The sequence below is a fragment of the Burkholderia territorii genome, from assembly GCF_001718335.1.
Classification (GTDB): Bacteria; Pseudomonadota; Gammaproteobacteria; order Burkholderiales; family Burkholderiaceae; genus Burkholderia; species Burkholderia territorii.
In genome coordinates this window covers 2,361,272-2,386,177 of record NZ_CP013365.1, presented here as the reverse complement: position 1 = coordinate 2,386,177, position 24,906 = coordinate 2,361,272, and the positions used below count along the sequence as shown (strand labels likewise).

Genomic DNA, 24,906 nt, shown 5'->3' with positions numbered 1-24,906 from the left:
TCTGGCAGGTTGTCCAAATGTGAGATCAATTTGTGGTTATTAAGTTATCCGAATGGTCACGATGAGAAAAATCCGTCAAAGAGGAGTGTTGCTTGCCGCAATCGCGATATCGCTTGCTTCGTCCGTCGCCAGCGCGAACATGACCGTCTATCCGATGGCTGCATCCATCGGAGCCGGCGGCGGGTCCGCGGCGCAATTGCGCGTCTACTCGAAATCCGAGACGACGCAGTACGTGAAGGCAATTGCGAAGCGCGTGATCGATCCGGCGACACCTCACGAGCGCGAGGTGAGCAGCATGAGTTCCGGCGACGACGCGATCGTGATCTCTCCGGCCAAGTTCGCATTGCCGGCTGGCGGAACGCGGCTCGTTCGCGTGATTCCGTTGGGCGTGCCGCAGAAGGAGGTGCTGTATCGCGTCTATCTGCAGCCCGTTGCGGCGCCGTCCGACGACGAATCCGACGCGACGGGCAATGTGTCCGGCGAGGTGAACTTCAGCCTCGTTTGGGCGCCGCTCATCCGCGTGCTGCCGAAAACGGCGATGGCCAACTTCAAGGTGTCGCACGGCTCGCTGCTCAACACCGGCAACGTCCGGCTCGGCTTGCTCGAAGCCGGCGCATGTCGGTCCGAGCGCGACGAATCGTCGTGCGAGTGGACGAAGTTCGAACGCAGCGTCTACCCGGATCAGCAATTCAAGCTGGACGGGCTGCACCCCGCACCTTACGTGCGGATCAAGTATCGGGTTGAGGGAAAGCCGGGCGTACAGCAGAAGGTTGTACCCGCGCATTCCGGCAACACGACGAGCGCTTTGGGCGCGAATACCGAGACCCAACCGGGTCGAACCATTGTTTCAACCAACCAGGGAGATTAACCCATGCTGAAATTCGTTCCGATCGCTGCCGCTGCGCTCATGTCGATGTCGGCTCACGCCGTGCAGAAAGACATCACCGTGACCGCGAACGTCGACACGACGCTCGAGATGCTGTCGGCGGACGGCTCGGCGCTGCCGACGACCATGCAGATGCAATATCTGCCGGGCTCGGGCCTTCAGGCTGCCGAAGTGAACACGAAGATCTTCACGAACGACAAGGCGAAGGATCTGCAGATCCGCCTCGCGGCAGAGCCGTCGATGAAGAACCAGACGAACCCGGGCGCGAAGGAAATTCCGCTGTCGGTCAAGCTGGGCGAAACCGAGCTGACCACCACGGCAGCGACGCTGAAGACGGCCGAGCTGTTCCCGGGCGAGCTGGCACAAGGCTCGAACGTGCTGCCGTTGTCGATCGGTCAGAAGACCGTCGAGCCGGTCACGGCTTCCGGTAACTACCAGGGCCTCGTCAGCGTGATCGTCACGCAAAGCGCGGCATCGGGCGGCTAAGACCTCCGATTAGCCGGCGGGCGCGCCTGACGGGCGCGCCCGTTTCTTTTTCTCCTCCTTTTTCCCCTTGTCTCCTACGCGTACTCGTCATTCATGATCCCATTCGATCTCAAGAAGACCGTCGTTGCATGCCTCAGCGCGCTGTGTGTGGCTGACTTCGTGTCGCCCGCATGCGCCGCTTCGGCTGTGCCGGCAGGATTCGAAGATATCGTGACGGGAAGCGAGGAGCGCATCGAAGTCAATGTGCTCGGCGAATCGCTCGGTTTGTTTCGCGTGTTCGTGACGCCGGGGACGATCCGCTTCGAGGAGACAGATCGTTTGCTGCAAGCACTCGGCAAGCGTCTCGATCCGACGAAGGACGTCTCGCAGATCAGCGATGCGCTGTCTAAGCCAATGGCGCGCAACGGCAACCTCGCATGCGGTGGACAAACCGGCGTGAACGGTTGCGGGTATGTCGAGACCGACAGCGCGGCCGTGATCTATGACGACAGCAACGGCAGCATCGAGCTGTTTCTCTCGCGCGACTGGCTGAGCACCGAAGAGCGTGACCGCCGTTTCCGCGAGCCTTCGCCGATGACGGGGAACGCGCTGATCCATCAGCAGACGATCAACCTCTCCGGCGGGCGCGGTTACAAGAGTTTGTCCGTGTCGGGCACGGGCGCGCTCGGCCTCACGCCGAACAGCTTTATCGGCGGCAACTGGGCCTTCACCCATTCGAGCTACGCGGCGAATTCGGACAGTCGCGTCGATCTGCAGGACATTTACTACCGCCACGACATCGGCTCGCAGCACTATGCGCAGGCCGGGCGGATGGACAACCGCAACCTCGCGAGCACGCTCGGCGGCAACTTCGGTTTCACGATGTTGCCGGTCGGCACACTCGACGGCGTGCGCGTCGGCACGACGCTCGCGTATACGAACCCCGAAGTCGCGGAGCAAGGTACGCCGGTCACGCTGCTGCTGCCGCGCGATTCGCGTATCGACGCCTATCGCGGCAACGAACTGCTTGGCACCGTCTACATGAAGGCCGGCGTCAATGCGCTCGATACCTCGCGTTTTCCGGAAGGTACGTATCCGCTCACGCTGCGCATCTTCGAGAACGGCGTGCAGGTGCGCACGCAGACGACACCGTTCACGAAGACGGGCGGCGGCATCAACTCGCGCACGCGGCAATGGTTCGCACAGGCCGGACGCGCGGCGGACCGCGACGCGCCAAACGGCGTGGCTGCCGCCGCAGGCGTGCGCATTCCGCTGCCGGGCGACGTGACGTTGACGAGCGGCGTCGCGACCGTCGGCGGCCAGCTCTACAACGAAACGGCGCTCGAGTGGCGTCATGCGTTTCCGATGGGCGTCCTTTCCGCCGGCGGCGCGGTGTTCGTCGGGAACGACGGCGCACGCGGCAATACGCAGCAGATTTCGTTCGCCGACGGCGTGTCGTGGAGCGTGTACCGCTACCAGATGCGCGGCCCGTCGTGCAACGGCCCGTCGGTATCGTATCGCGACGTTGGCTGCTACGACACACTGAACGCAACCGTCTCGTTCCCGATCGGAAGCTGGTCGGCGATGCTCGGGTACACGTACAACAAGAGCGTGGGCCGCCCTCAGGACTGGATGGTCGACGGGTCGGAGCACCCGTGGTCGAGGCCTGTTTCCGCGCAGGACGACCGTGTGTCGCGCGCGCTTCAATTGGCCCTGTCGCGATCGGTGACGTGGCGCAAGGTCAACGCGAACCTGCGGGTGGGCGCATACGCGAACCGCAACGCAGGCGCGGACAACGAGTATGGCGGCTATGTCGGCGTGACGCTGTCGATGGCTGAACCCGCGATGCAGCCGGGACGCGCGTCTGCCTATACGGCGGCGGGCGTCGACGTGCGCACGGATCGCAGCAACACGACGACGAACTACACGCTCGACCGCAACTGGAACTGGCAGGGCGACACGTATCGCGAGGTCGCGCTTGGCGTGTCCGGCTATGGCACCGACAGCCTGACAGGGACGGTCCAGGGCCGCTGGAACGGCCGCTATGGCGACGTTGCCGCGTCGGTGGCGAACAGCTACAGCCGCGAAAGCGGCGGCAACAACCCGTCGGTGACGGCGAGCTACTCGTCGTCGTTCGCGGTTGCCCGGCAGGGTGTGTTCCTCGGCGCATCGGCGTCGCAATCGGATCCGCTCGCGGGCTTTGCAGTCAAGGTTGGCAGCCGCGACGATGCGCACGGGATGGCGGCCGAGGTAGGCAGCGACAGCAGCCGCAAGATCAAGGTCGGTTTCGGTCAGCGCGCGCTGTTGCCGGTCTCCGCCTTCACGCCGGTGACGACGGAAGTGAACGACGCCGGCGCGCAGTCGGCCGCGGGCGCCACGAGCGTGACCGAAGGTCTCGGCAAGCGCACGCTGTTCATGGTTCCGGGGCAACTCGCGCTGCGCGACGTCAAGGCGAAGGTGACGTACACGTATGTCGGCCAGGCGTTCTCGGCGGGCGGCATGCCGCTGTCGGACAGCGTGATTCTCAACGGCTCGATGCCGCCGCTCGATGGCGAGGGTGGTTTCATTGCCGAACTCGATCACAAGGAAGACGAACTGTTCGTCGTGGACGGGCCGACGCTGATGCGCTGCCCGTTGCACGTCAAGCGTCAGCAGGACGTGCTGATGATGGTCGGCAAGGTGCGATGTGAAGTGGCCGGGCCGGATGCGTTGCCCGATGCGCTGCGCAAGCAAGCGCGCGTGCAGAAGCTGTTGCAGCAGCGCTATGTGATGTCGTCGGTGCAGGCGCGGACGACGGGCGTGGATGACGCGTCGCGGTAGGTGATCGGACATTGCCGGATCGGCGCGGGCGGACGGATCCGCGTGCGTCACGCCGGACGTTGATCCGCTTGATGATCGAGAGATCGAGATGCCGGATGCAGCATCACCTTTCCCGAAGCAGGCGCGCGGTGCATTGCTTCTCGCCGCACGGGGTACGGCACGGTAATGGCTGTCGCGCGGTGGGCACCGACGATGCCCCGAACACAAGGAACAGCGATTCAAATGACACGAGCAAACAAATCTCACTGGCGGGTCATCGCGCTCGCCGCTGCGCTGGGGGCGATCTCGGTCGACGCGTCGGCGGCGCTCCAGGCACCTGCCAATCGCAACGACACCGTGGAAGCCACGCTGGATCGAGGAGCGGCGCAGGCGGCGGTAACGATCTTCGACAAGGCGTCAGGCGGCTACGACGCGAACGACGCACCAAATTGGGGGCGGAACTCGTGGACATGTGCGTCCGCCAGTGATCCGGCTACCGGCGCTTGCCCTACCGAACCGGTATGGACGGCGAACGGCGATTCGACCGAGATTCGGCTTTCGTTCAAGGAAGCGAAGACCGGCGCGATGGCCGTGCTGAATGTTCGTGGAAAGAATTATTACACTCGCCACCATGATTGCCGCGGCAATGTTGTTTCCGAAGTCATTTCAAATGGGGCACGACCCATTCACATGGCTCAAAGCGCCACCGTCGCGGGTTGCCCCGACAATATAAAATTGCTCTGGGACGGAAGGGCGCTGTCTGTCACGATCCCCGCTGAAGAACTCAAGAAAATTCCTACTGGCGGTACCTGGAAGGCGAACCTTCTATTGAACCTGAGGCAGTGGAGCAACACCGGGAGCAATCATCCGAAGATCGCGGTGTTCAAGGCAGCGATCACGTTGAACGTGACCGACAAGAACAACATCCAGATTTACCTGCCGGAGTTCGCGAATGCGACGCCCGTAGTCGACCTCAAGCTGCGCACGCTGCCGAACGGCAGCCGGCTGAGCGGCACGTCGAACGTCGACATGTGCCTGTACGACGGCTACAACTCGCAGAGCACGTGGTTCGACGTTACCGCGAGCGACGGCCTCACGATCGACCGGCGCGACCAGGGCAGCTATTCCGTGCTCCTCGAATCGGACAAGAGCGGCGCGTATGCGTCCCGCGTCGACTACAACGTGAGCCTCACGTATGCCGGCAAGAAAATCGCGCTGCCGAACAACGAGACCGTCCGGCTTCAGAGCGTGAACAACAGCGCGGGGCGGACGGTATCGTTGCCTGGCATCTCGGTTCCGGTCGTCTGCACGCCCACGCCGCTGACGCTCGAGACACCCGAATTCCAGTCGGTGTGGAAGCGCCCCGGAAAGTACAGCAACAAACTGACGATCACGTTCACGCCGTCGTCGGAGAGTCTCTAGCGCTTGCGGAACCCTTGCAGCGTATTCCGGGCGCGAGATGCGCGATATCCAGCCCGGCGTGGCGGGACGTGGATAACGACGTGTGCCATGGGGCGGCACTCGTCGTGGAGTTACCGCCGGCGTTCGATCAGCGCGTTGGTCCGGGGCGACTCGTGAAAGGGAGAGAGGCCGTCCGATCAGGCGGCCCGCTCGACCGTTCCGACGACGTGCCGGGCGAGCACATCGCCGCATGAATCTACAAGACACGCGACGAATCGCCTGCGACGCCATCGAGAGCGGCCCGTATCAATTCAGCATCGCTTGCAGCGCCCATCTTCTTCATGGCGCTGCGCTTTTGCGAGCTTACTGTCTTGATGCTTCGCCCGAGACGCACTGCAATATCCTTCACCGGCAGACCGCTCGCAAACAATCGGACAACCTCGCTCTCCCGCGGCGTTAGCCTTCTCGAATACGAGTCGGCATTCTGAATCGTCTCTGCGACTCTGGGCGACCTGTAGCTTCCCCCGCTGCAAAGCACGCTCGAATATATCGCGGGAACCACGTGTTCGATCGGATCGGATTTCGTCAATATCGAAGACACTCGCAGCGCCGCTAGTTTGTGCAATTGCACGCTTCCCCCGCCAAGCGTCAGTGCGACGATCTTGACGGTTGGAAATTTGGCAGTGATGTGCCCGAAGAGCTCGATTCCGCCCGGTGTGTCGTGACATGGCGCCAGCATGTCGCACACCACGACGTCACACCTGGTTTTGCTCAGCGTGTCGACCAGCTGCGCCGCGGTCTTGCATGTGGCCACCACCCTGATCGACGGGGCGGTGCGGAGAATATTCTTGATCCCTCTGATGGAAACCGGATGGTTGTCGGCGACGATGACACGGATTAACAGATCAATCATATGGATATCCATCGATTCCCAAAAACGCTGAGTCGTTAAGCGATATGGTCGACATCGCGGCTTCTGCAAAACGCCTCTTCCCGGATTTCATGTCGACAGGAACCGCAACGAGGCAGAGGGCGGTAAGCAGCGCGATGAGATGTGCGGTGCGATGAAAACGGCGCGGGTGCTCCGGCCGTCGCTGTACGCGACGTGGAATGTGAGAAACGGGGCGGTGCGCGGCAACAGGCCGAGAAATGCGTATGGTGCGGCATCAACGGGTGGAGCGGCGACCAAAGGGCCGCAGAGCCGCGCTCTGAATCTTGTGCGATTGCAGCAGAAAGACGAGCGATCGTGAATGCGAGTGCTATGTCGGCCGCAATGCGAAGAATGATGAATGTCATCAACATTGTTAGTGATTTCACTCCATTTCCGGCTTGCGAACCGGAGTGTGGAACATGAATGTGTTGCACCTGGAGCAGGTGCGTCCGGTTACAGACAAACGCATCTCCGGCATTGCCCCCGATGGGAAAACTGCAGGACGATCGACCACTGTTCTCGATAAATTTTGGTGCGACGAAAACCAGTATGCAGACGTGTCAGTCATATTTCCATCTGACAAGTCAGGTTTTGCGCGGTGCTTCTAAATATTGCCGCCGCAGCCGCACTCGTGTGAATCGTGACGACGTGGTAGATCGAGCGTCGGATCGAGATACGACTATCGATTGAGGCAGCAATTGCCAAGGCGAAGGCGGAAGATGCACTGACGCGGTAGTCCGTGCCAATGCAGTCAATCCCGACCGGATATCACGATCTACCGGCGTTTTCGCCTAAGGTTTGGAATGCGAACACTGTTTCGCTTCTGCCAGTTCAAGAAGACAGAAGCAGTCATGCCCGAATGGTTCGACGCGGGAATTTTTAGGACGGTTCCTATGTTAAGCCGACGCAGTCAAGGACATCATGTCGATAATCGCGAGCGTGAACGAATCTGCTCGAAAATTCGACCGGATTCCTTCAACGTCACCGAGATGTACCTCGCGGGAATGCGATATGAACAGTACAACTTAGGACAATTTCCGTATTCGATATCGTTCATATCCTCCAGATTCGATCAGACTTCGTGACTGATTTGGAGCGGAGCCTCCATGCCTCCCGATACACGTATCAACATACTCATTGCCGACGATCATCCGTCAATTCTTGCCGGCATAAGAGCGGCGTTGCAGAACCTGAGAGACTTTCGCATCGTCGGAGAGGCCAGCGACTCCACCGGGATCGTCGAGCTGCTTTCCCGGAATGCGTGCGATGTTCTGGTGACCGATTTCGATATGCCGGACGGCAAGTACAACGACGGGTTCACCATGTTGACTTACCTGCGGTCGCACATTCCGGATCTTCCGATCATCGTGTTCACCGCGCTGAGCGGCAGGAATCTGACGGAGAAACTGATCGGCGCAGGCGTCAAGGCAGTTGTCGGCAAGGGCGACGACACGAGGCATCTGGTTGCCGCCATCCGGGCCGTCCATCGCGGCGAGACCTATTGCTCGCCGACCGTGCGCCGCACGTTGAACGAGGCGAACGACGGGCGTAAACGTCGGGATCTGACCAGGAACGAACTCGAAGTTTTGCGGCTTTATATATCCGGAATGTCGGTCGGTGAAATCGCTGCGCGATTGAATCGCACCAAGCAGACCATCAGCTTGCAGAAATCCACGGCCATGCAAAAGCTCGGTGTCGAGCGGGACGCCGAGCTATATCAGGTCGTGTACACGTCACAACGCGTGCTGCCGGACATCTATTAGAGCGTCAATGAGCGGCTGTGCTCGAGCTCCCGCACCGCGCGTCACCGTCTGGCGCACGATTTTGCAGGTACGAATCCAATCGCTCGGCTGGAAAAATTAGGACAATTCCTAGGGCATCTGTCTGAAATTGGAACGGATGAACGGGCGATTTCCGTATCGTCGGATAGAGTCGATGCATCTGCAATCAGCCACCGACGGCGCACGCACGCATGGCACCGATGCGCATGCTCCGGCCGCCGTATCGTACATGGAAGGACGTCCCTTCGCGTTCTGCAACGCGCCGCGCCTGCTCTGGCGCGCAATATTCCTTTGGCTGCTCGCGTCGTCGCTCCCCGCGAGCGGCGCGACCGCCTGCTGGAAGCCAACCTTCACCGACGAGGAGCTTCGGTGGATGCGCGCGCACCCTGTGGTTCATATCGCGGTCGAGGCAAACTGGCGTCCGATCGAATACATGCGCAACGGCAACCACGCCGGCCTCGTCGCGGGGTACCTGAACGCAATCTCGAAAATGACGGGGCTGACGTTCGAGACAGTGCCGGGCACGGAATGGGGCCACGCGTACGATGCGCTTGCTTCGGGTAAAGTCGATCTGCTGCCGGGCGTGTGGCGCGAACTGGTGCCGGACCGCGTCGGCGCCGGTGCGCTCGTCAGCGCGCCCTATCTGGTGGGGCGCCTGACCGCCGTCACGCGCAACAACTCCGCGATGATCTTCAATCTGAAGCGGCTCGAAGGCAAGCGTGTCGCGATCAAGGGGCGCGGTGCAGTCGAGTATTTCACCCGCAACAGCGGCGTAATGCTCGACGTGCTCACCTTCGATACCGAGGAGCTCGCGCTCGCGGCGGTCGCCAACGGCGAAGCCGATGCCGCGCTGGGTGTCGACGTCACGATTCTGCCGATCGTGCAGCGGCAGTTTCCCGGCCAGTTATACATGTCGGGGATGCTTGCGGACCGCCCCGTATCGCTGGCGATGCTCACGCGGGCCGACCTCCCGATCCTTGCATCGATCATCGACAAGTCGCTCGCGGCCATTCCCGTGAGCGAGACGGCGGAGATCACCCGCGACTGGGTCGAAATGGCGGACTACGGCAAGCCGACGATCCGTTCGATCCTCCATTACCGGGCGCCTCAGGTGCTGGCGATCGCCGTCGCGCTGCTGGCGTTGGCGGCGCTCGCCTGCCTGTCGTGGAAGTCACGCGTGGCCGCGATCCGCAGCGAGCGCGACAAGGCGAAGTTCCTCGCGTTCGTCAGTCACGAAATCCGCACGCCGATGCATACGATCCTGTCGTCGCTGGAATTGCTGCAGCGCTCGCGCCTGACCGGGCAACAGGCGAATCGGGCGGATGCCGCGATCTCGGCATCCGAGACACTTCTGACGCTGCTGGACGATATCCTCGAATATTCTCGTCTCGAATCGCGCAACGTCGGGCTTGCCACCCAGGCGGTCGAGCTCGAGTCGTGGGCTCGGCATACGGTGGACATGGTGCGCTGGCGTGCCGAGGAGAAGAGGCTCGCGCTGGTGCTCGACCTGGATTGTCCGGCGGCAACGCGTGTTGTAATCGATCCGGTCCGTGTTCGTCAGATCGTGCTGAATCTTCTCGTCAACGCTATCAAATTCACATCCGCGGGCTCGGTGACGTTGCGTGTGGAGCATGTGCCCGGCCATCGCGGGCAAAGTGGCACGCTGATCCTCGAAGTGCGCGATACCGGCATCGGCATTGCGCCCGAACGGCTCGCACACATCTTCGACGCATACTGGCAAGTGCCCGGCTCGCTTCAACACGAAGTCAATGGCAGCGGGCTTGGCCTGGCGATCTGCCGCGAACTCGTCGCGTTGATGCATGGGACGATCACCGTCCAAAGCGAGCCGCACGTCGAAACGACGATGACGGTTCGATTGCCTGTCGCGACCGTGGACGAGCCGTTGCCGGTGCAGCCTGCCACATCGACGCCCGTGCTGGTCGACCCGCATCCAGAAGACGCACATCCTGACTTGCCGCGCATCCTCATCGTCGACGATCACGAGGCCGTGCAGTTCGCGCTGCAGCAGCAATGCGAGGAGCTCGGTTGCGTCGGCATCGTCGCCGGTACGGGCGAGGCCGCGATGCTGCGCCTGACGCAAGGCCGTGTCGATCTCGTATTGCTCGATGGCGAGCTGCCGGACATCGACGGCCATGCACTCGCGAAGATGATCCGTCAGGACGAGTCGGCACGCGAAGCCAGACACGTTCCCATCATCGCAATTTCCGCTGTGTCCGGGGACGCGCATCGCGAGCGCTGCCTCGACAGCGGTATGGACGGCGTGCTGGGCAAGCCGCTGCGGCTCGAAACGTTGCGGCAGCTGATCGCAATGTGGTGTCCGACGTATAAAGACGTGGCGCCGCCGCCGCCAACTGCTGCCAAGGCCGTCGATCTCGGCGCGGTCTATGATCGCGAGGTGGCGAAGGATCTCGATGCGCTCGTCAACGGCTTGCTGTCGCGTGACTTCTCGGGAGCAGCGCGTGCCGCGCACCGCATCACGGGTGCGTCGCATCTGGCCAGACTGAGCGATATCGCCAACGTCGCGTCGAATGTCGAATCGCGCCTTCTCGAACTCCACGACGTGGATCAGGAGAAAAGGTAGCCGAATATGGTTTCCGCGTACGTGTGCCGGACCGGGTGTTGAAGGACGCAGGTCGACAGACCTCGTCCACAGCAGTTCATACGGCGATTGCCCGACGCGCTGTCACGACTCGAAAATGCGACGCATCATAATCGGGGATGCCGACGCCGGTATCGCTGACATCCATCACGGGCCAGACGGTATGGCCTCGTTTGTCGACAAGGATGCCGCCGCGAAACTGCGATATATCGGTGCTCGTCCGTCCGGTCGGCGCCCACTCGATCTCCCCGGCATCAACGCGTTGTGTGAGTAGGTCGACGATACGTCATCGACTTGTTCGAAGCGCGGCTGCCGATTTGACGCATCGCATCGAGAAACGAAGGCACGGCCCTGACGTGCTTTCCCCTTTCGCGAAATTCAAGCGGACGCCAATGCACGTCAGCGAAGGTGCGTACGACCTGATGCGCGGGCGATCGCTGGCATTGTGACCTGCTGCGTGTCCATCCCCAGCCGAGCACGGGTATCAGCAAGATCATCAGCCCGCGATGACACCACGCTCGTGCGAATTCCCCATGTTGAGCCATCACGAACGCCGCACAGGATTGGATGGCGTGTGCCACTGCTGCGCACCCATTGGCTGTTTAGCTGGCGGGGTTAAAAATTATCCAGAAAGCCGGTAAGCTAATTCAGATCATTCGTTCCGGTTTGCCACGACAACAAGAAAGGCCGACCGTTGAGAGCCGTATCGCCAGAGAGAAAAAAGGGGTAGCAATGAGACCAGAGCTCCAGCCGATCCGCGTCGTGATCGTGGACGACCATGCCGTCGTCCAGCACGGGATCGCCAGTTATCTGACGGAGAAGACCGGCATCGAAGTTGCGGCGAGCTTTGCAAGATCGCGCGACCTGATCAGCTGGCTCGAGTCGAATCGTGCGGACGTCGTGCTGCTCGACTATACGCTCGGCCCCGACGAAATCGACGGCCTCAATCTCGTCAAGCTGCTCAGTACGCGCTTTCCGGAGTGCAGGATCCTGATGACCTCGAGCAGCGACACGCCCGCGACCGTCAGCATGACCATGCGCGCCGGCGCGCTCGGATTCTTCGGCAAGAGCGAAAATCTGCGCGAACTGGTGCATGCGATTCGAGTGGTTGCAAAAGGGCGGTCGTACATTAGTGCCGAACTGGCCGACAGGGTGACGGCGAGTGCGACGTCCGTGCAGAGCCTCGCGGTGCCGAAACCCGCGCCCGGCGGCGACGCCACGACGGCCGAAGCGGATTTTGCCTTCGACCCGCGCCTGAGCCCGCGCGAGCATGAGGTGCTGCGCTGCTATCTCGCGGGCATGTCGGTATCCGATATCGCATTGAAGTTTTCCCGCAGCCGCAAGACCATCAGCACGCAAAAGCAATCGGCGTATCGCAAGCTCGGCATCCGTAGCGATGCCGAATTGTTCTCGTCCCGCAAGCTGCTGGAGAAACACTGAGCACCATCTGATTCCGGACCTCCCTCGGCATTATCTGCGCCGACATTGATCTTCGTTCAATGGCATACGCCGTAGCGCGATGCAGCCTGAAGGCAGCACTTCTCGACTGGCGCTACCATGACATCCGTGTTGCGCTGTCCGACGCGTCCCGTCCGGGCTCGTTGCGCACACACGCAGCGGCGGCGCGGCCGGCTGCTGCTGCATCGACGAAGCGCGGGGTGCTCACCGATTCTCCGCTGCACACGCGCCGCTTCGCTCCCGGCACCAACAACAACCTAACCGGAGTTCAATCAGCATGGCTTTCACCAAGACAATCGTCGCAGCCGCCGTTCTCGTTTCGAGCATCAGCGCGCACGCGCAGATCGCGGGCGCCCAGCCGCTCAGCGTCACCGTCGAGCAATCGCAGGCGCTGCTCGAGGGCTGGAGCGTGAAGAAGAGCGTACTCGGCAAGGCCGTGTACAACGACCAGAATCAGAAAGTCGGCACGGTGCGCGACCTGATCGTCGCGCCTGACGGCTCGGTGTCGGCCGCGATCGTGTCGGCGGGCGGCTTCCTGGGTGTCGCGGCACACGACGTCGCGGTGCCGATCGCGTCGCTCGACGTGCGCAACGGCAATATCTATCTGCCGGGCGCGACGAAGGACGCGCTGAAGGCGACGCCGGCGTTCCAGTACGCGAAGGTGCCGACGCCGCCGAAGCCGAAGAAGCTCGACGACAAGCACTGATCCATATGGCCCGGCGCACGATGCGCCGGGCGCGGTTAATCGCGGCAACTGCCCGGCCGGGCGTGGATTTGCCACGGACGCGTTTCCCGGCCTTGCCCCCTTTCTACGTAATTCTACGTAGCCTCGCATACGTAGTTGTGCGCTTGTAAGCCTCCCCCGTCGCACGGAATACTACGGCCCACGGCCGTGTCTTCCGCAAGATGCGGCATGACGCATCGACGTCACGCGGGTTCGGCGCCACGCCGGATCCACTCAAAAAACACATTGGAGACCAGGAGACGCCATGAATCGGGCTTCCAGTACCCTGCTCTGGATCGCGGTCGCGCTACTCGGCGCGTTCGCGTTCGGGACGATCGCACTCGCGCACGGCGAACGCGTCAGCGCGCTATGGATCGTGATCGCCGCGGTCTGCGTATATCTGATCGCATATCGCTTCTACAGCCGTTTCATCGCCAGCAAGGTCATGCAGCTCGACGGGCTGCGGATGACACCGGCGGTCAAGTACAACGACGGCCTCGACTACGTGCCGACCAACAAGTACGTGCTGTTCGGCCATCACTTCGCCGCGATCGCCGGCGCCGGGCCGCTCGTCGGGCCGGTGCTCGCCGCGCAGATGGGCTACACGCCCGGCATGCTGTGGATCCTGGCCGGCGTCGTGTTCGCCGGCGCGGTGCAGGACTTCATCGTGCTGTTCATCTCGACGCGCCGCGACGGCCGCTCGCTCGGCGACCTCGTCAAGATGGAGCTCGGCACGGTGCCCGGCGTGATCGCGCTGTTCGGCGCGTTCCTGATCATGGTGATCATCCTCGCGGTGCTCGCGCTGATCGTCGTGAAGGCGCTGACGAATTCGCCGTGGGGCACGTTCACCGTCGCCGCGACGATTCCGATCGCGCTGTTCATGGGCGTCTACACGCGCTACATCCGTCCGGGCCGCATCGGCGAAGTGTCGATCATCGGCTTCGTGCTGCTGATGGCGTCGATCGCATTCGGCCAGACCGTGCACGATTCGCCGACGCTTGCCGCATGGTTCACGTTCAGCGGCACGCAGCTCACATGGATCCTGATCGGCTACGGCTTCGTTGCATCGGTGCTGCCGGTGTGGCTGCTGCTCGCGCCGCGCGACTACCTGTCGACGTTCCTGAAGATCGGCACGATCCTCGGCCTCGCGATCGGCATCCTGGTCGTCGCGCCGGAACTGAAGATGCCCGCGCTGACGAAGTTCGTCGACGGCACGGGCCCGGTGTGGTCGGGCAACCTGTTCCCGTTCCTGTTCATCACGATCGCATGCGGCGCGGTGTCGGGCTTCCACGCGCTGATCTCGTCGGGCACGACGCCCAAGCTGATCGACAATGAAACCAACGCACGCTTCATCGGTTACGGCGCGATGCTGATGGAATCGTTCGTCGCGATCATGGCGCTGGTCGCCGCGTGCGTGATCGAGCCGGGCATTTACTTCGCGATGAACGCGCCGGCCGCCGTGCTCGGCTCGACACCCGAAGCGGTCGCGAACACGGTCACGCAATGGGGCTTCGTGCTGACGCCCGACATGCTGACGCAGACCGCGAAGGCCGTCGGCGAAACGACGATCATCGCGCGCGCGGGCGGCGCACCGACGCTGGCCGTCGGCATGGCGCATATCCTGCATCAGGTGATCGGCGGCGAAGCGATGATGGCGTTCTGGTATCACTTCGCGATCCTGTTCGAGGCGCTGTTCATCCTGACGGCGGTCGACGCCGGCACGCGCGCGGGCCGCTTCATGCTGCAGGACCTGCTCGGCACGTTCCATCCGGCGCTCAAGCGCACCGAGTCGCTGCCCGCAAACCTGGTCGCCACCGCGCTGTGCGTCGCGGCGTGGGGCTACTTCCTGTACCAGGGCGTGGTCGATCCGCTCGGCGGCATCAACACGCTGTGGCCGCTGTTCGGCATCTCGAACCAGATGCTCGCCGCGATCGCGCTGGTGCTCGGCACCGTCGTGCTGTTCAAGATGAAGCGCGAGCGCTACGCATGGGTGACAATCGTGCCGACCGCATGGCTGCTGATCTGCACGCTGAGGGCCGGCTGGCAGAAGATCTTCGACGCGAACCCGAAGGTCAGCTTCCTTGCGCACGCGGCGAAGCTGCAGGCGGCGGTGGACGAGGGCAAGGTGCTCGCGCCGGCGAAGTCGATCGCGCAGATGAAGCGAATCATCTTCAACGACTACATCGATGCGGCGCTGGCTGGCCTGTTCATCTTCGTCGTCGTGGCGATCGCGGTGTACGGCCTGCTCGCCGTGCTGCGCGCGCGTCGCGAGTCGAAGCCGACCGTGCGCGAGACGCCGTACGAAGCGATGCCGGCCGCGCAGGCGCTCGGCAGCGGACGATAACGGGAGGCCGCGATGTTCACCGATCTCGGCAGCGACCTGCGCAGTGCGGGGCGTTACCTCGGGCAGGCGTTGCGGCTGATGGTCGGCCTGCCCGACTACGACACCTACGTCGCGCACATGCGCGAAACCCATCCGGACCGCGAACCGATGACGTACGAGGAATTCTTCCGCGAGCGTCAGAATGCGCGGTACGGGTCGGGGGCAGGGAAGTGTTGCTGAGCCGGCCGTGCACCGATGGCCGGTGAGGCGGTCCGCTGAAGGACCGGAAAGCGCCGCGAAGGCATTCGCGGCGCTTTTTTCTTTGGCGGTCGACGCGGTGCGCGACGCGCCCGGCGCTGCGGCGATTGACTTCGTTCAGCGCGGCAAAGTCCGGGCGCCGGTATCATGTATGGCATCATTTTTCCACCAAGAATCCGCGCAGGAGAGCCCGTCGTGCATGTCGGTGAGCGTTTCAACAGCATTTCCCATCTCGTCGGCGCGGTGTTGTCGGTGGCAGGGCTGGTCGCGCTGGTGACGATGGGCGCGCTTGATCGCGACCCGTACAAGATCGTGAGCTTCAGCGTGTACGGTGCGATGCTGATCCTGCTCTACGGGATCTCGACGGCATATCACAGCGTGCGCAACCCGCGCCTCAAGGCGATTCTGCAGAAGTGCGATCATTCGGCCATTTATCTGCTGATTGCGGGAAGCTACACGCCGTTTACGCTCGTCACGCTGCGCGGCCCCTGGGGCTGGTCGCTGTTCGGCGTCAGCTGGGGGCTTGCCGCCTTCGGGATCGCGCAGGAACTCACGCTCGGCCGGCGCACGCGCATCGTGTCGATGGTGCTGTACGTGCTGATGGGCTGGCTCGCGCTCGTCGCGATTCGCCCGCTGATTCATGCGCTGCCGCCGGTGGGTGCCGCATGGCTCGTGGCCGGCGGCGTCATCTACAGCGCGGGAATCTACTTCTTCATCAACGACGAGCGCATCCGCCACGGGCACGGTATCTGGCATCTTTTCGTGCTGGCCGGCAGCCTGTGCCAGTTCGTCAGCGTCGCGATGTATGTCGCGTGAGCGCGGGCGGCACACTCCGCGTCATGCATGCCCGGCTGCCCGTGTCGCATCGCGCAGCGCCATGAACCCGACCCACCCCCAGTAGACGCGGTGATGCGCGATCAGCCCGTCGCGCAGATCCATCACCTCGACGAGATCGACCTGATCGCCTTCCGGCGTTTCGCGCGGATATTCCCAAATGAGCCGCCGGCCGTTCGAGAAGAACAGCCCGGTTCGATACCAGCGTCCAAGCTTGTTTTCCGGATTGCGCAGGCCCGCCGCGAAGAATGCGCCGATCGCGGCCTTGCCGTGCAGCACGCCGGAGCCGTGGTCGGGCAGTGCGACGACGATCAGCGGTGTTTCGAGTACCGCGTCGTCCGCGTACAGCGACATCAGGGCGTCGAGGTCGCGCGCGACGACGGCGGCGTGCCAGTCTTGATGGATGCGTTGCGCATCGGTGTCGGCTCGTGTCATGGCGGGCTCCGGAATACGTGGATAACGAAACCACTGTAGCGATGCCGTGCCGCCGGACGTTTCATCCCAGGCCGAAACGTGGACGTCGCGCATGCCGTCCGCGACGGCGTGCGGCCCGTCAGCCCGCGAGTGCGCCGAGATTCAGTTCATGCGACTTGCCGATCCACACCGCGCTGTCGCGATGATCGCGCATGTCGTCGCCGGTATTCGGATGCAGGAAGACGTCGAGCGCGCCGTGATTCAGCACGAGCCACGGCACGATGGCGTCGAAATGCGCGGCGTCGAACGCGATCTGATAGGACCAGGCCGGATGCGGGCCGACGAGACGCTCGTGAAAGCGGCCGAGCTCGATGATCGCGCCGAATCGTTCTTCGACGACGAGGCGGAACGCCCAGGCTGCGTCGCGGCTCTCGGCGTCGAAGTAGACGTGTGCGTGCCAACTGGCGATGGCGGTGGTGTCGATGGCAGCCATGGCGGAACTCGAAAGAAGAACAGGGAAGGACATGAGCCGTAACGGACGGCCGATGCGCAATTATCTCGCGTCCTGGCGGGACACGTCTCGTTGCAAAGCGGGAGATCGGCGCGGTGGATTTGTCGTGTGTCAGGAAATCCAGTGTGTTCGTTGAGTCATTTCGCACTTGTGCCGGCGTGTGCGGCATCGGGTCGAAAGCCGTGCCGGGTACGGCCCGGGCCGAATTCGCATCGGCAATACGTCATTTCAAAAACTGCAAAGGCGATTCGCGTGGCGCTTCGATTCATCAGCCAAAATGCAATCAGGTAATTGAATGAAATAAAGAATTTCCGCGCGGGCAGCATTGGCGAATCGCTTGAATCGGGGCCAGCCCCCGGTGCAGAAAAAATCAATTGCGGAATCGGCTATTCAAGCGCATGGCCACGCGACATACGATGATTGCACCGCATCGACGACGACGATCGATGCGGAAACAACCATCTGGAGGCCATGATGCGATCCGTTGTTTCCCTTGCTGTCCTGTCCGGCGCGCTTGCCGTGCTGCCTGCCGCAAGCTTCGCGCAGTCCGTCGATACCGAGTGGCAGTCGAGCGCCGCGCCGTTGACCTGGTCGGCGGCGCGTGCCGAAACCGACGTGCAACTGATGCAGATGACGCGCGTCGGCTATCGCGCGACGACAGCCGGCAATCAGAACTATCCGCTCGCGATGCAGCGCGCGCTCGAGCGCGTGAGGTACCCGATGCCCGACCGCTCGCGAGAGGAGAAGGCCGCGATGGAAGCGCGCGCGGCAAGCGCCGCGCGCAGCGGCCATCCGGTGAAGGCGTTCTTCGTGAAGACGGCGTACTACCTGAAGGGCGAGAACACGTTTTGATGCGGGAGGCGAGCATGGCATGCGCTGATCGATTCCCCGACGTGTTGCGCGCATCGGTGGTTCGCCGGCGACGCGCGGCGCGCGCGACGCGCTCGCGGGGCGGGATGAACGGTGGCGCGCCGCGCCGCGCGAACGGCCGTCGCGACGTGAGCCGCGGCACCGTTGCGTGTCGCATCGCGTGGTCGGCACTCGATGCGGACGACGTCGCGCCGGGCGAGGGCCGATCATGAAGGCCGCCAGAAAAGGCCGTCGCCACGTTCCGTTGACGCGCGAATGGCTGCTGCCGCTGCCGCCCGCGCATGTGCGCGACATTTCGCTGAAATGCCACATGGCGCTCGTCGCGCTGCGCGGCGAGCACGGCAGCGAAACGTTGCTGATGCGGTTGCGCACGAGCGTCTACCTGGTGTTCCTCGCGCTCGACGACGCGGTTTCCCCGGATGCGAGCATCGACCTGTGCGTCGACGCGGAGCGCGTGCTCGACGCGAGCGTGGCGCGCGCCGCCCAAAGCGGCGCATGGACGCTGCACGACGACGAGTGCGCGGCGCTCGAGCGTGTGCTCGCGGCGAACGACGCGTGCGTCGCGACGCTCACGCGACACCGGCTCGCCGAGCTGTGGCGCCACGTGAGCGCGTTCGCGTCCAGCGAGCAGCCCGGGCTGCTCGCGCAGGCGGCGGCACGGATGCGGGCTTCGGCCGTTCTGCATTGAGCGTTGGCAACGTGTGCGGCTCGCTGGCCGCAGTCCATGCGTGTTCCGTTCCCGGGGCTGATGCTCGCCGACCGATGTCACGACAGGAGCCGATCGGGCTCGGTCGATGACGATCCATCCTCGCGTTCGCGACGATCGCACGGGGTCCGGTGCGAACGCATCGTTTCAGTCAGGAGGTGGCGATGGCGCTATACAGGATCGGTGGCTACTTCACGTGCGGAAGCGGTCGCGCATTCAGCGAGAACCTGCCGCCGGGCAGCGAGGCAACAGTTGCGGGCATCTATCGATGCACCATATGCGGCGACGAGATCGGCATCGCGAAGGCGCAGGCGCTGCCGTCCAATGACGAACATCGTCACGATCTCGATCCGCCGTCCGACCCGCTGCTCGATCGCGGGCCGACCGCATGGCAACTGATCGCGGCGGCCGAATCGAGGCACTAGGCGTACGGGCGTTCGCGTGCTCATGCGTGCGCGAATGCACGCGGATTTGCGACGACGCCCGACAAAGCAAAAGCGCCACGGAGCGAACTCCGTGGCGCTTTTTCGATGCCGGCCGACGCGGAGGCGCGAACCTCCGCGTGGCGGTACGCGTTTAAGCTGCCGTTGCCGGCTTCGACGACTTTTGCAGCTTGCCCTTGCCGGCGCGCTGGATTTCCTCGAGCTTGATCTCGACGTGGCGCGAGAACACGTACTCGGCCGGGCGCTGCTTTGCGATCGAGATGTCCGGCGCGAACGGGCCTTCGGTCTTGATGCCCTTGCGGCTGACCGCGAACGCCTTCAGCGGATGCGCGATCGTGTCCATCACGGCGGTGGCTTCGAAGCCGCAGTGGACCATGCAGTCCGCGCACTTCTCGTAGTTGCCGACGCCGTAGTTGTCCCAGTTCGTGTCTTCCATCAGTTCCTTGAAGGTCTTCACGTAACCTTCGCCGACCAGATAGCACGGCTTCTGCCAGCCGAACACGGTACGCGCCGGGTTGCCCCACGGCGTGCACTTGTACGTCTGGTTGCCGGCCAGGAAGTCGAGGAACAGCGACGACTGGCTGAACGACCAGCGCTTGCCGCCTTCGCCGCGCTTCAGGATCTCGCGGAACAGGTTCTTCGTCTTGTCGCGGTTCAGGAAGTGCTGCTGATCCGGTGCGCGCTCGTACGCGTAGCCCGGCGACACGGTGATGCCGTCGACGCCGATCGGCCCCAGCGTATCGAAGAACTTCGCGACGCGCTCGGGGATCGCGTCGTTGAACAGCGTGCAGTTGATGTTCACGCGGAAGCCGCGGCGCTTCGCTTCCTTGATGGCCGCGACCGCCTTGTCGTACACGCCTTCCTGCGACACGGAATGGTCGTGCATCTCCTTGTCGCCGTCGAGGTGGACCGACCAGACGAAGTACGGATTCGGCTGGTAGTCGTCCATCTTCTTTTCCATCAGGAGCGCGTTCGTGCACAGGTACACGAACTTCTTGCGCTTCATGATGCCCTTGACGATCTCCGGCATGTCCTTGTGGAGCAGCGGCTCGCCGCCGGCGATCGACACGATGGGCGCGCCGCACTCGTCGACGGCTTCCAGGCATTCCTCGACGGAAAGACGCTGGTTCAGGATCGGGTCCGGATAGTCGATCTTGCCGCAGCCGTTACAGGCGAGGTTGCAGCGGAACAGCGGCTCGAGCATCAGCGCGAGCGGATAGCGTTTGTTGCCGGACAGGTGTTGGCGCATGATGTATGCGCCGACGCGGACTTGCTGGAGCAGCGGAATAGACAAGAGATGTCCTCCTTAAACTTCGCGGGCGACAGCTTGCGTAAGCTTCGCCGGCAACTTGAATTCGACTTTTTCCTCACGGCCCGCCATCGTCGTGACATCGACGGGCCCCAGCGCGCGCAGCGCGCCGATTACATCCTCAACCATTTCCTCGGGTGCCGACGCGCCGGCGGTCAGGCCGACCGTCTGCACGCCCGCGAACCATTCGGGCTTCACTTCCGAGCCGTCGGCGACGAGATAGCTCGGCACGCCGCTTTCGGTGCCGATCTCGCGCAGGCGGTTCGAGTTCGAGCTGTTCGTCGCACCGACGACCAGCAGCACGTCGACCTGGCTGCTCAGCTCGCGCACGGCGGCCTGGCGGTTCTGCGTCGCGTAGCAGATGTCGCGCGTGTCCGGGCCGACGATGTCGGTGAACCGGCGCTGCAGCGCTTCGATGATGCCGCGCGTGTCGTCGACCGACAGCGTCGTCTGCGTGACGTACGCGACCGGCGTGTCGACCGGCAGCGTCAGCGTATCGACTTCCGCCTCGCTCTGCACGAGGATCACCTCGGCCGGAATCTGGCCGATCGTGCCTTCCACTTCCGGATGGCCCGCATGGCCGATCAGGATCAGCCGGCGGCCCGCCGCGACATACTGGCGCCCCTGCACGTGCACTTTCGTGACGAGCGGGCAGGTGGCGTCCAGCACGTCGAGCCCGCGCGTTTCGGCGTCACGCTCGACCGTCTGGGCGACACCGTGCGCGCTGAAGATCGCCACGGCGCCATGCGGCACCTCGTCGAGCTCCTCAACGAATCGTGCCCCTTTATTACGCAGATTTTCGACGACATGCCGGTTGTGCACGATCTCGTGACGCACATAGACCGGCGCGCCGTGCTGTTGCAGCGCGCGATCGACGATTTCGATCGCGCGGACAACCCCCGCACAAAAGCCGCGGGGCTGGGCAAGGATGACTCGCATAGGTGAGCGAACTCCGACGACAGACGCCGGGGTTCGAGGAGCTGGCACGGCTCGCTCGCCCCGGCTTGATGTTATGAAGGCAGGAAACGAACCGGCCAGGCCAGGCCCCGGAACCCCGAATTAATCGCGCATTTTAACCCTATCGCGCCGTCCTTGCTCTGGTGCCGTATTGGCGTGTTGCATCCGCCGCAGTGCCGCGTCGGCGCTGGCGCGCGCGGAACCCGGTAAACTGCGCGGTTTCGCGGGCGGCCTGTCCGGCTGCCCGGCGTCGCGCTCATTTCAAGGCCATTCGATGACCGTCGATTCTTACGCGTATTGCCCTGCCGCCGGTGCGGTCATGGGCTTTTCAACTCCGACCCTTATTGAGACCGGACGATCCGGTGCCGCTCGCGCCGGCATCCGGCAGGAGGCGGGCCGATGATGCTGGCGATCACTTTCCTGGTGTCCGGCCTGTCGCTGCTGATCTGGATCGTGCTGCTCGTCGCGCGCGGCGGTTTCTGGCGCGCGCGCCCCGCGCGGCCGCTGCCGCCTGAGGCGCGCGGTGCCGCCGCCGAGGCCGGCTGGCCGGCCGTCGTCGCGGTCGTGCCGGCACGCAACGAGGCGGACGTGATCGCCCGCGCGGCCACGTCGCTGCTCGAGCAGGATTATCCGGGCGACTTCCATCTGATCATCGTCGACGACCACAGCGACGACGGCACCGCCGATGCGGCCCGCGCGGCCGCGCTCGCGATCAACCGCGCCGACCGCCTGACCGTGCTGTCGGCGAAGCCGCTGCCGGCCGGCTGGTCGGGCAAGGTGTGGGCGCAGTCGCAGGGCATCGCCGCGGTGCGCACGCTCGGGCTGCCGGCCGACTACTTGCTGCTGACCGATGCCGACATCGGCCATCCGCCGGACGCGGTCGCCCAGCTCGTCACGCGCGCGCAGGCCGAACAGCGCGATCTGGTGTCGCTGATGGTGCGGCTGCGCTGCGATTCGTTCTGGGAAAAGGCGCTGATTCCGGCGTTCGTGTTCTTCTTCGCGAAGCTCTATCCGTTCTCGTGGATCAACAATCCGCGCAACCGGACGGCCGGTGCTGCCGGCGGCTGCATGCTGGTCAAGCGCAGCGCGCTCGAGGAGGCGGGCGGCATCGAATCGATTCGCGGCGCGCTGATCGACGACTGCAGCCTCGCCGCGCAGATCAAGCATCGCGGCAGCGGCCGGCATCCGATCCGGCTCGACCTGGCCGATCGCAGCGTGTCGCTGCGTCCGTACGACAGCTGGCGCGACATCTGGAACATGATCGCGCGCACCGCGTTCACGCAGCTTCATTACTCGCCGCTGCTGCTCGCCGGCACGCTCCTCGGGATGACGATCATCTACCTCGTGCCGCCCGTGGCCGCGCTGGCGTACGGCGCGCGCGCGTGGCCGGCGTGGCTCGCGTGGGCGTCGATGTGCACCGCGTATGCGCCGATGCTGAGCTACTACCGCCGCTCGCCGCTGTGGGCGCCGGCGCTGCCGCTGGTCGCGCTGTTCTACGTCGGCGCGACGTTCGCGTCCGCGTGGCGCTACTGGCGCGGCAAGGGCGGCCAGTGGAAGGCACGCGTGCAGGCGCCGGTGGAGCGCTGACGCACGCCCCGGGGAGGCCGGCGGATGCCGGCCGTTGCTCCGGGTTGCGGAAAGCAAAAAGCCCGATCGATTGTGCGAATCGATCGGGCTTTGTCGTTTTACGGTGTTGCCGCGCGCGCTTACCGCTGCGTCAGCATCATGTACATCTGGATCACGACGTCCGGCGAGAACGTGAACGGCACCCAGCCATAGCCGGTGTGGCGCGCGACCAGCAGACGGTCGCCGTTCGCCTGCTTCTGCACGGCCATCATCGGATTCTTCGTCGTCACGAAGCGCCAGCCGGCCGGGATGCCCGGCGGCGGTTCCGGCTGCATCGACGCGCGCGCGTGCGCCAGTTCCTCGATCAGCTGGCCGAGCTGCTCCGGGTGCAGCGTGATCGACTGGCCGTTGACGGTCAGCGTCAGTTCGTTCTGCGACGGGCGGGCGACGTGCAGCGTCGCCTTGTCCGCCGGCGCGTCAGCCGTCGCTGCGGGTGCGAGTTCGATCGCCGTGTCGGCGACGGTCGTCGCAACGACGTCGGTGATCTCGTCGGCCGGCACCGTGGCGGCTTCAGCGGCCGCCGGTGCGGCGACATCCGTCACGGGTTCAACCACGGGTTCGGCCGCCGCTTCGGCGGCGCCGGCCGCGACGACCGGCTCGGTTGCCGCGGTTGCCGAACCTGCCGCGCTCGTCGCGGCGTCCTTCACGACGGCTTCGACCAATGCTTCCGCGTCGGCGATCGCCTTCGCGTGACGCGCCGCAGCCGCCTCGGCCTGTGCGATGGCTTCGGCATGGCGTTGCGCGACGGCCTCGGCTTCGGCGGTTGCGAGTGCGTGGCGTTGCGCCGCGGCTTCGGCTTGCGCGATCGCCTCGTTGTGACGTCGCGTGATCGCTTCGGCTGCGGCCGCTGCGTCGGCATGGCGCTGCGCGGCGGCTTCCGCTTCGGCGATCGCCTGCGTGTGCCGCTGCGCGAGTGCCTCGGCTTCGGCGATCGCGGCTGCGTGGCGCTGCGTCGCGGCCTCCGCTTCGGCGATCGCTTGCGCGTGACGCTTCGCGGCGGCTTCCGCCTCGGCGGTCGCGGCGGCATGGCGCTGCGCGGCCGCGTCCGCTTCGGTCGCGGCGGCGTGATGACGCTGCGCGGCAGCCTCGGCTTCGGCGATCGCCGCCGCATGACGCTGCGACGCGGCTTCGGCATCCGCGTGACGCTGCGCGAGCGCTTCGGTCAGCGCGGTCGCCTCGGCGTGCCGCTGGATCGCTGCTTCAGCCTGTGCGGCCGCTTCGGTGTGGCGTTGCGCGGCGGCTTCGGCCGCGGCGGTTGCATCGATGTGGCGCTGCTGCGCGGCTTCGGCATCGGCGGCTGCGGCCGTGTGGCGCTGCGCGGCGGCCTGGGCTTCCGACTCGGCGGCGGCGTGACGGGCGGCGGCAGCCTGGGCTTCGGCCGCGGCGGCGCGCGCGAACGCTTCCGCGCTGCGTGCCGCCTGCTGCGCGGCGTGGTGATCGTGGAGGAGCCGATCGACGCCCGCGTTGAGCGAATCGATCTGTTCGTTCAGGTTCATGCGTGTCTTCTCTGCGTAAGACCCGCGATTTTAACCGCTGCGCCGGTGCCGGTTCGTCGGCGACGTGTAACAAAGTGCGCAAAGCGGCGTGACG

At 64.2% G+C, this 24,906-nt stretch carries 21 protein-coding genes; 15 read left to right on the top strand and 6 right to left on the bottom strand.

Translation table 11 applies throughout. The features are described from left to right. The first annotated feature begins 52 nt into the window (after nucleotides 1–52). The 4 genes from WS51_RS10465 to WS51_RS10450 all read left to right on the top strand — a co-directional run bounded on the left by WS51_RS10465 (nucleotide 53) and on the right by WS51_RS10450 (nucleotide 5,572). Nucleotides 53–868, top strand: coding sequence for a fimbrial protein (locus tag WS51_RS10465; protein WP_269466122.1), 816 nt, complete (start codon nucleotides 53–55; stop codon nucleotides 866–868). A 3-nt stretch (nucleotides 869–871) separates the two neighbouring features. Then, on the top strand, nucleotides 872–1,372 hold the full coding sequence (gene cblA / locus WS51_RS10460; RefSeq protein WP_059794886.1) for a cable pilus major pilin CblA: 501 nt from the start codon (nucleotides 872–874) through the stop codon (nucleotides 1,370–1,372). 210 nt (nucleotides 1,373–1,582) lie between these two features. Further along, a complete protein-coding gene (locus WS51_RS10455; RefSeq protein WP_269466121.1) occupies nucleotides 1,583–4,171 on the top strand; it encodes a TcfC E-set like domain-containing protein in 2,589 nt (862 codons plus the stop codon). A gap of 222 nt (nucleotides 4,172–4,393) precedes the next feature. Further along, on the top strand, nucleotides 4,394–5,572 hold the full coding sequence (locus WS51_RS10450) for a CfaE/CblD family pilus tip adhesin (RefSeq protein WP_069229067.1): 1,179 nt from the start codon (nucleotides 4,394–4,396) through the stop codon (nucleotides 5,570–5,572). Nucleotides 5,573–5,807: 235 nt separating this feature from the next. Here WS51_RS10450 and WS51_RS10445 read toward each other — a convergent pair whose 3' ends face one another. Then, the gene (locus WS51_RS10445) at nucleotides 5,808–6,464 is read right to left on the bottom strand and encodes a LuxR C-terminal-related transcriptional regulator (RefSeq protein ID WP_059630685.1); all 657 of its coding nucleotides are present in this window, start codon (nucleotides 6,462–6,464) and stop codon (nucleotides 5,808–5,810) included. 1,124 nt (nucleotides 6,465–7,588) lie between these two features. On the opposite strand from WS51_RS10445, the gene WS51_RS10440 reads away from it, so the two are divergent. The 7 genes from WS51_RS10440 (at nucleotide 7,589) to trhA (ending at nucleotide 16,462) form a co-directional block, all read left to right on the top strand. Then, nucleotides 7,589–8,245 carry a response regulator gene (locus tag WS51_RS10440; RefSeq protein WP_069229066.1) on the top strand — a complete coding sequence of 219 codons (657 nt, stop codon included), beginning with the start codon at nucleotides 7,589–7,591 and terminating at the stop codon, nucleotides 8,243–8,245. A 172-nt stretch (nucleotides 8,246–8,417) separates the two neighbouring features. Then, complete coding sequence (locus WS51_RS10435; RefSeq protein ID WP_155773582.1) at nucleotides 8,418–10,865, top strand: ATP-binding protein; 2,448 nt, start codon at nucleotides 8,418–8,420, stop codon at nucleotides 10,863–10,865. A 750-nt stretch (nucleotides 10,866–11,615) separates the two neighbouring features. Beyond that, the gene (locus WS51_RS10430) at nucleotides 11,616–12,323 is read left to right on the top strand and encodes a response regulator (protein ID WP_059501394.1); all 708 of its coding nucleotides are present in this window, start codon (nucleotides 11,616–11,618) and stop codon (nucleotides 12,321–12,323) included. A gap of 295 nt (nucleotides 12,324–12,618) precedes the next feature. After that, nucleotides 12,619–13,047: a PRC-barrel domain-containing protein gene (locus WS51_RS10425; protein ID WP_059448904.1), complete on the top strand. Its 429-nt coding sequence runs from the start codon at nucleotides 12,619–12,621 to the stop codon at nucleotides 13,045–13,047. 283 nt (nucleotides 13,048–13,330) lie between these two features. Next, a complete protein-coding gene (locus WS51_RS10420) occupies nucleotides 13,331–15,409 on the top strand; it encodes a carbon starvation CstA family protein (protein WP_069229065.1) in 2,079 nt (692 codons plus the stop codon). 12 nt (nucleotides 15,410–15,421) lie between these two features. Continuing rightward, nucleotides 15,422–15,628, top strand: a complete 207-nt coding sequence (locus WS51_RS10415) for a YbdD/YjiX family protein (protein WP_027781714.1) — start codon at nucleotides 15,422–15,424, stop codon at nucleotides 15,626–15,628. A gap of 213 nt (nucleotides 15,629–15,841) precedes the next feature. Then, nucleotides 15,842–16,462, top strand: a complete 621-nt coding sequence (trhA, locus tag WS51_RS10410; RefSeq protein WP_059448906.1) for a PAQR family membrane homeostasis protein TrhA — start codon at nucleotides 15,842–15,844, stop codon at nucleotides 16,460–16,462. Nucleotides 16,463–16,483: 21 nt separating this feature from the next. Here trhA and WS51_RS10405 read toward each other — a convergent pair whose 3' ends face one another. Both WS51_RS10405 and WS51_RS10400 read right to left on the bottom strand, forming a co-directional pair. Then, nucleotides 16,484–16,915: a nuclear transport factor 2 family protein gene (locus WS51_RS10405; RefSeq protein WP_069229064.1), complete on the bottom strand. Its 432-nt coding sequence runs from the start codon at nucleotides 16,913–16,915 to the stop codon at nucleotides 16,484–16,486. Nucleotides 16,916–17,033: 118 nt separating this feature from the next. Further along, on the bottom strand, nucleotides 17,034–17,387 hold the full coding sequence (locus WS51_RS10400) for a DOPA 4,5-dioxygenase family protein (RefSeq protein ID WP_059448908.1): 354 nt from the start codon (nucleotides 17,385–17,387) through the stop codon (nucleotides 17,034–17,036). 492 nt (nucleotides 17,388–17,879) lie between these two features. Here WS51_RS10400 and WS51_RS10395 point away from each other — a divergent pair, with 492 nt between their 5' ends. The 3 genes from WS51_RS10395 (at nucleotide 17,880) to WS51_RS10380 (ending at nucleotide 19,406) form a co-directional block, all read left to right on the top strand. Beyond that, nucleotides 17,880–18,257, top strand: coding sequence for a hypothetical protein (locus WS51_RS10395; RefSeq protein ID WP_069229184.1), 378 nt, complete (start codon nucleotides 17,880–17,882; stop codon nucleotides 18,255–18,257). A gap of 226 nt (nucleotides 18,258–18,483) precedes the next feature. Then, nucleotides 18,484–18,963 (top strand): hypothetical protein, encoded by a 480-nt coding sequence (locus tag WS51_RS10385; RefSeq protein WP_059810372.1) that lies wholly within the window; start codon nucleotides 18,484–18,486, stop codon nucleotides 18,961–18,963. A 182-nt stretch (nucleotides 18,964–19,145) separates the two neighbouring features. Then, the gene (locus WS51_RS10380; protein WP_059810370.1) at nucleotides 19,146–19,406 is read left to right on the top strand and encodes a hypothetical protein; all 261 of its coding nucleotides are present in this window, start codon (nucleotides 19,146–19,148) and stop codon (nucleotides 19,404–19,406) included. Between the two features lie 151 nt (nucleotides 19,407–19,557). Here the strand turns inward: WS51_RS10380 and hpnH are convergent, their stop codons facing one another. Then, complete coding sequence (gene hpnH, locus WS51_RS10375; RefSeq protein WP_059448912.1) at nucleotides 19,558–20,718, bottom strand: adenosyl-hopene transferase HpnH; 1,161 nt, start codon at nucleotides 20,716–20,718, stop codon at nucleotides 19,558–19,560. 12 nt (nucleotides 20,719–20,730) lie between these two features. Next, a complete protein-coding gene (ispH, locus tag WS51_RS10370; RefSeq protein WP_059467316.1) occupies nucleotides 20,731–21,672 on the bottom strand; it encodes a 4-hydroxy-3-methylbut-2-enyl diphosphate reductase in 942 nt (313 codons plus the stop codon). A 417-nt stretch (nucleotides 21,673–22,089) separates the two neighbouring features. Between ispH and WS51_RS10365 the strand changes: the two genes are divergently transcribed. Next, complete coding sequence (locus WS51_RS10365) at nucleotides 22,090–23,277, top strand: glycosyltransferase (protein WP_059501410.1); 1,188 nt, start codon at nucleotides 22,090–22,092, stop codon at nucleotides 23,275–23,277. Between the two features lie 119 nt (nucleotides 23,278–23,396). Here WS51_RS10365 and WS51_RS10360 read toward each other — a convergent pair whose 3' ends face one another. Then, nucleotides 23,397–24,812 carry a hypothetical protein gene (locus tag WS51_RS10360; protein ID WP_059794850.1) on the bottom strand — a complete coding sequence of 472 codons (1,416 nt, stop codon included), beginning with the start codon at nucleotides 24,810–24,812 and terminating at the stop codon, nucleotides 23,397–23,399. Between the last annotated feature and the right edge of the window lie 94 nt (nucleotides 24,813–24,906).

What these genes read in the sequence shown, in the direction of transcription:
- WS51_RS10465 (WP_269466122.1), top strand. Translation starts at nt 53, where the DNA reads ATGGTCACGATGAGAAAAATCCGTCAAAGAGGAGTGTTGCTTGCCGCA.
- cblA (WP_059794886.1), top strand. Translation starts at nt 872, where the DNA reads ATGCTGAAATTCGTTCCGATCGCTGCCGCTGCGCTCATGTCGATGTCG.
- WS51_RS10450 (WP_069229067.1), top strand. Translation starts at nt 4,394, where the DNA reads ATGACACGAGCAAACAAATCTCACTGGCGGGTCATCGCGCTCGCCGCT.
- WS51_RS10445 (WP_059630685.1), bottom strand. Translation starts at nt 6,464, where the DNA reads ATGATTGATCTGTTAATCCGTGTCATCGTCGCCGACAACCATCCGGTT.
- WS51_RS10440 (WP_069229066.1), top strand. Translation starts at nt 7,589, where the DNA reads ATGCCTCCCGATACACGTATCAACATACTCATTGCCGACGATCATCCG.
- WS51_RS10435 (WP_155773582.1), top strand. Translation starts at nt 8,418, where the DNA reads ATGCATCTGCAATCAGCCACCGACGGCGCACGCACGCATGGCACCGAT.
- WS51_RS10430 (WP_059501394.1), top strand. Translation starts at nt 11,616, where the DNA reads ATGAGACCAGAGCTCCAGCCGATCCGCGTCGTGATCGTGGACGACCAT.
- WS51_RS10425 (WP_059448904.1), top strand. Translation starts at nt 12,619, where the DNA reads ATGGCTTTCACCAAGACAATCGTCGCAGCCGCCGTTCTCGTTTCGAGC.
- WS51_RS10420 (WP_069229065.1), top strand. Translation starts at nt 13,331, where the DNA reads ATGAATCGGGCTTCCAGTACCCTGCTCTGGATCGCGGTCGCGCTACTC.
- WS51_RS10415 (WP_027781714.1), top strand. Translation starts at nt 15,422, where the DNA reads ATGTTCACCGATCTCGGCAGCGACCTGCGCAGTGCGGGGCGTTACCTC.
- WS51_RS10405 (WP_069229064.1), bottom strand. Translation starts at nt 16,915, where the DNA reads ATGACACGAGCCGACACCGATGCGCAACGCATCCATCAAGACTGGCAC.
- WS51_RS10400 (WP_059448908.1), bottom strand. Translation starts at nt 17,387, where the DNA reads ATGGCTGCCATCGACACCACCGCCATCGCCAGTTGGCACGCACACGTC.
- WS51_RS10395 (WP_069229184.1), top strand. Translation starts at nt 17,880, where the DNA reads ATGCGATCCGTTGTTTCCCTTGCTGTCCTGTCCGGCGCGCTTGCCGTG.
- WS51_RS10385 (WP_059810372.1), top strand. Translation starts at nt 18,484, where the DNA reads ATGAAGGCCGCCAGAAAAGGCCGTCGCCACGTTCCGTTGACGCGCGAA.
- WS51_RS10380 (WP_059810370.1), top strand. Translation starts at nt 19,146, where the DNA reads ATGGCGCTATACAGGATCGGTGGCTACTTCACGTGCGGAAGCGGTCGC.
- ispH (WP_059467316.1), bottom strand. Translation starts at nt 21,672, where the DNA reads ATGCGAGTCATCCTTGCCCAGCCCCGCGGCTTTTGTGCGGGGGTTGTC.
- WS51_RS10365 (WP_059501410.1), top strand. Translation starts at nt 22,090, where the DNA reads ATGATGCTGGCGATCACTTTCCTGGTGTCCGGCCTGTCGCTGCTGATC.
- WS51_RS10360 (WP_059794850.1), bottom strand. Translation starts at nt 24,812, where the DNA reads ATGAACCTGAACGAACAGATCGATTCGCTCAACGCGGGCGTCGATCGG.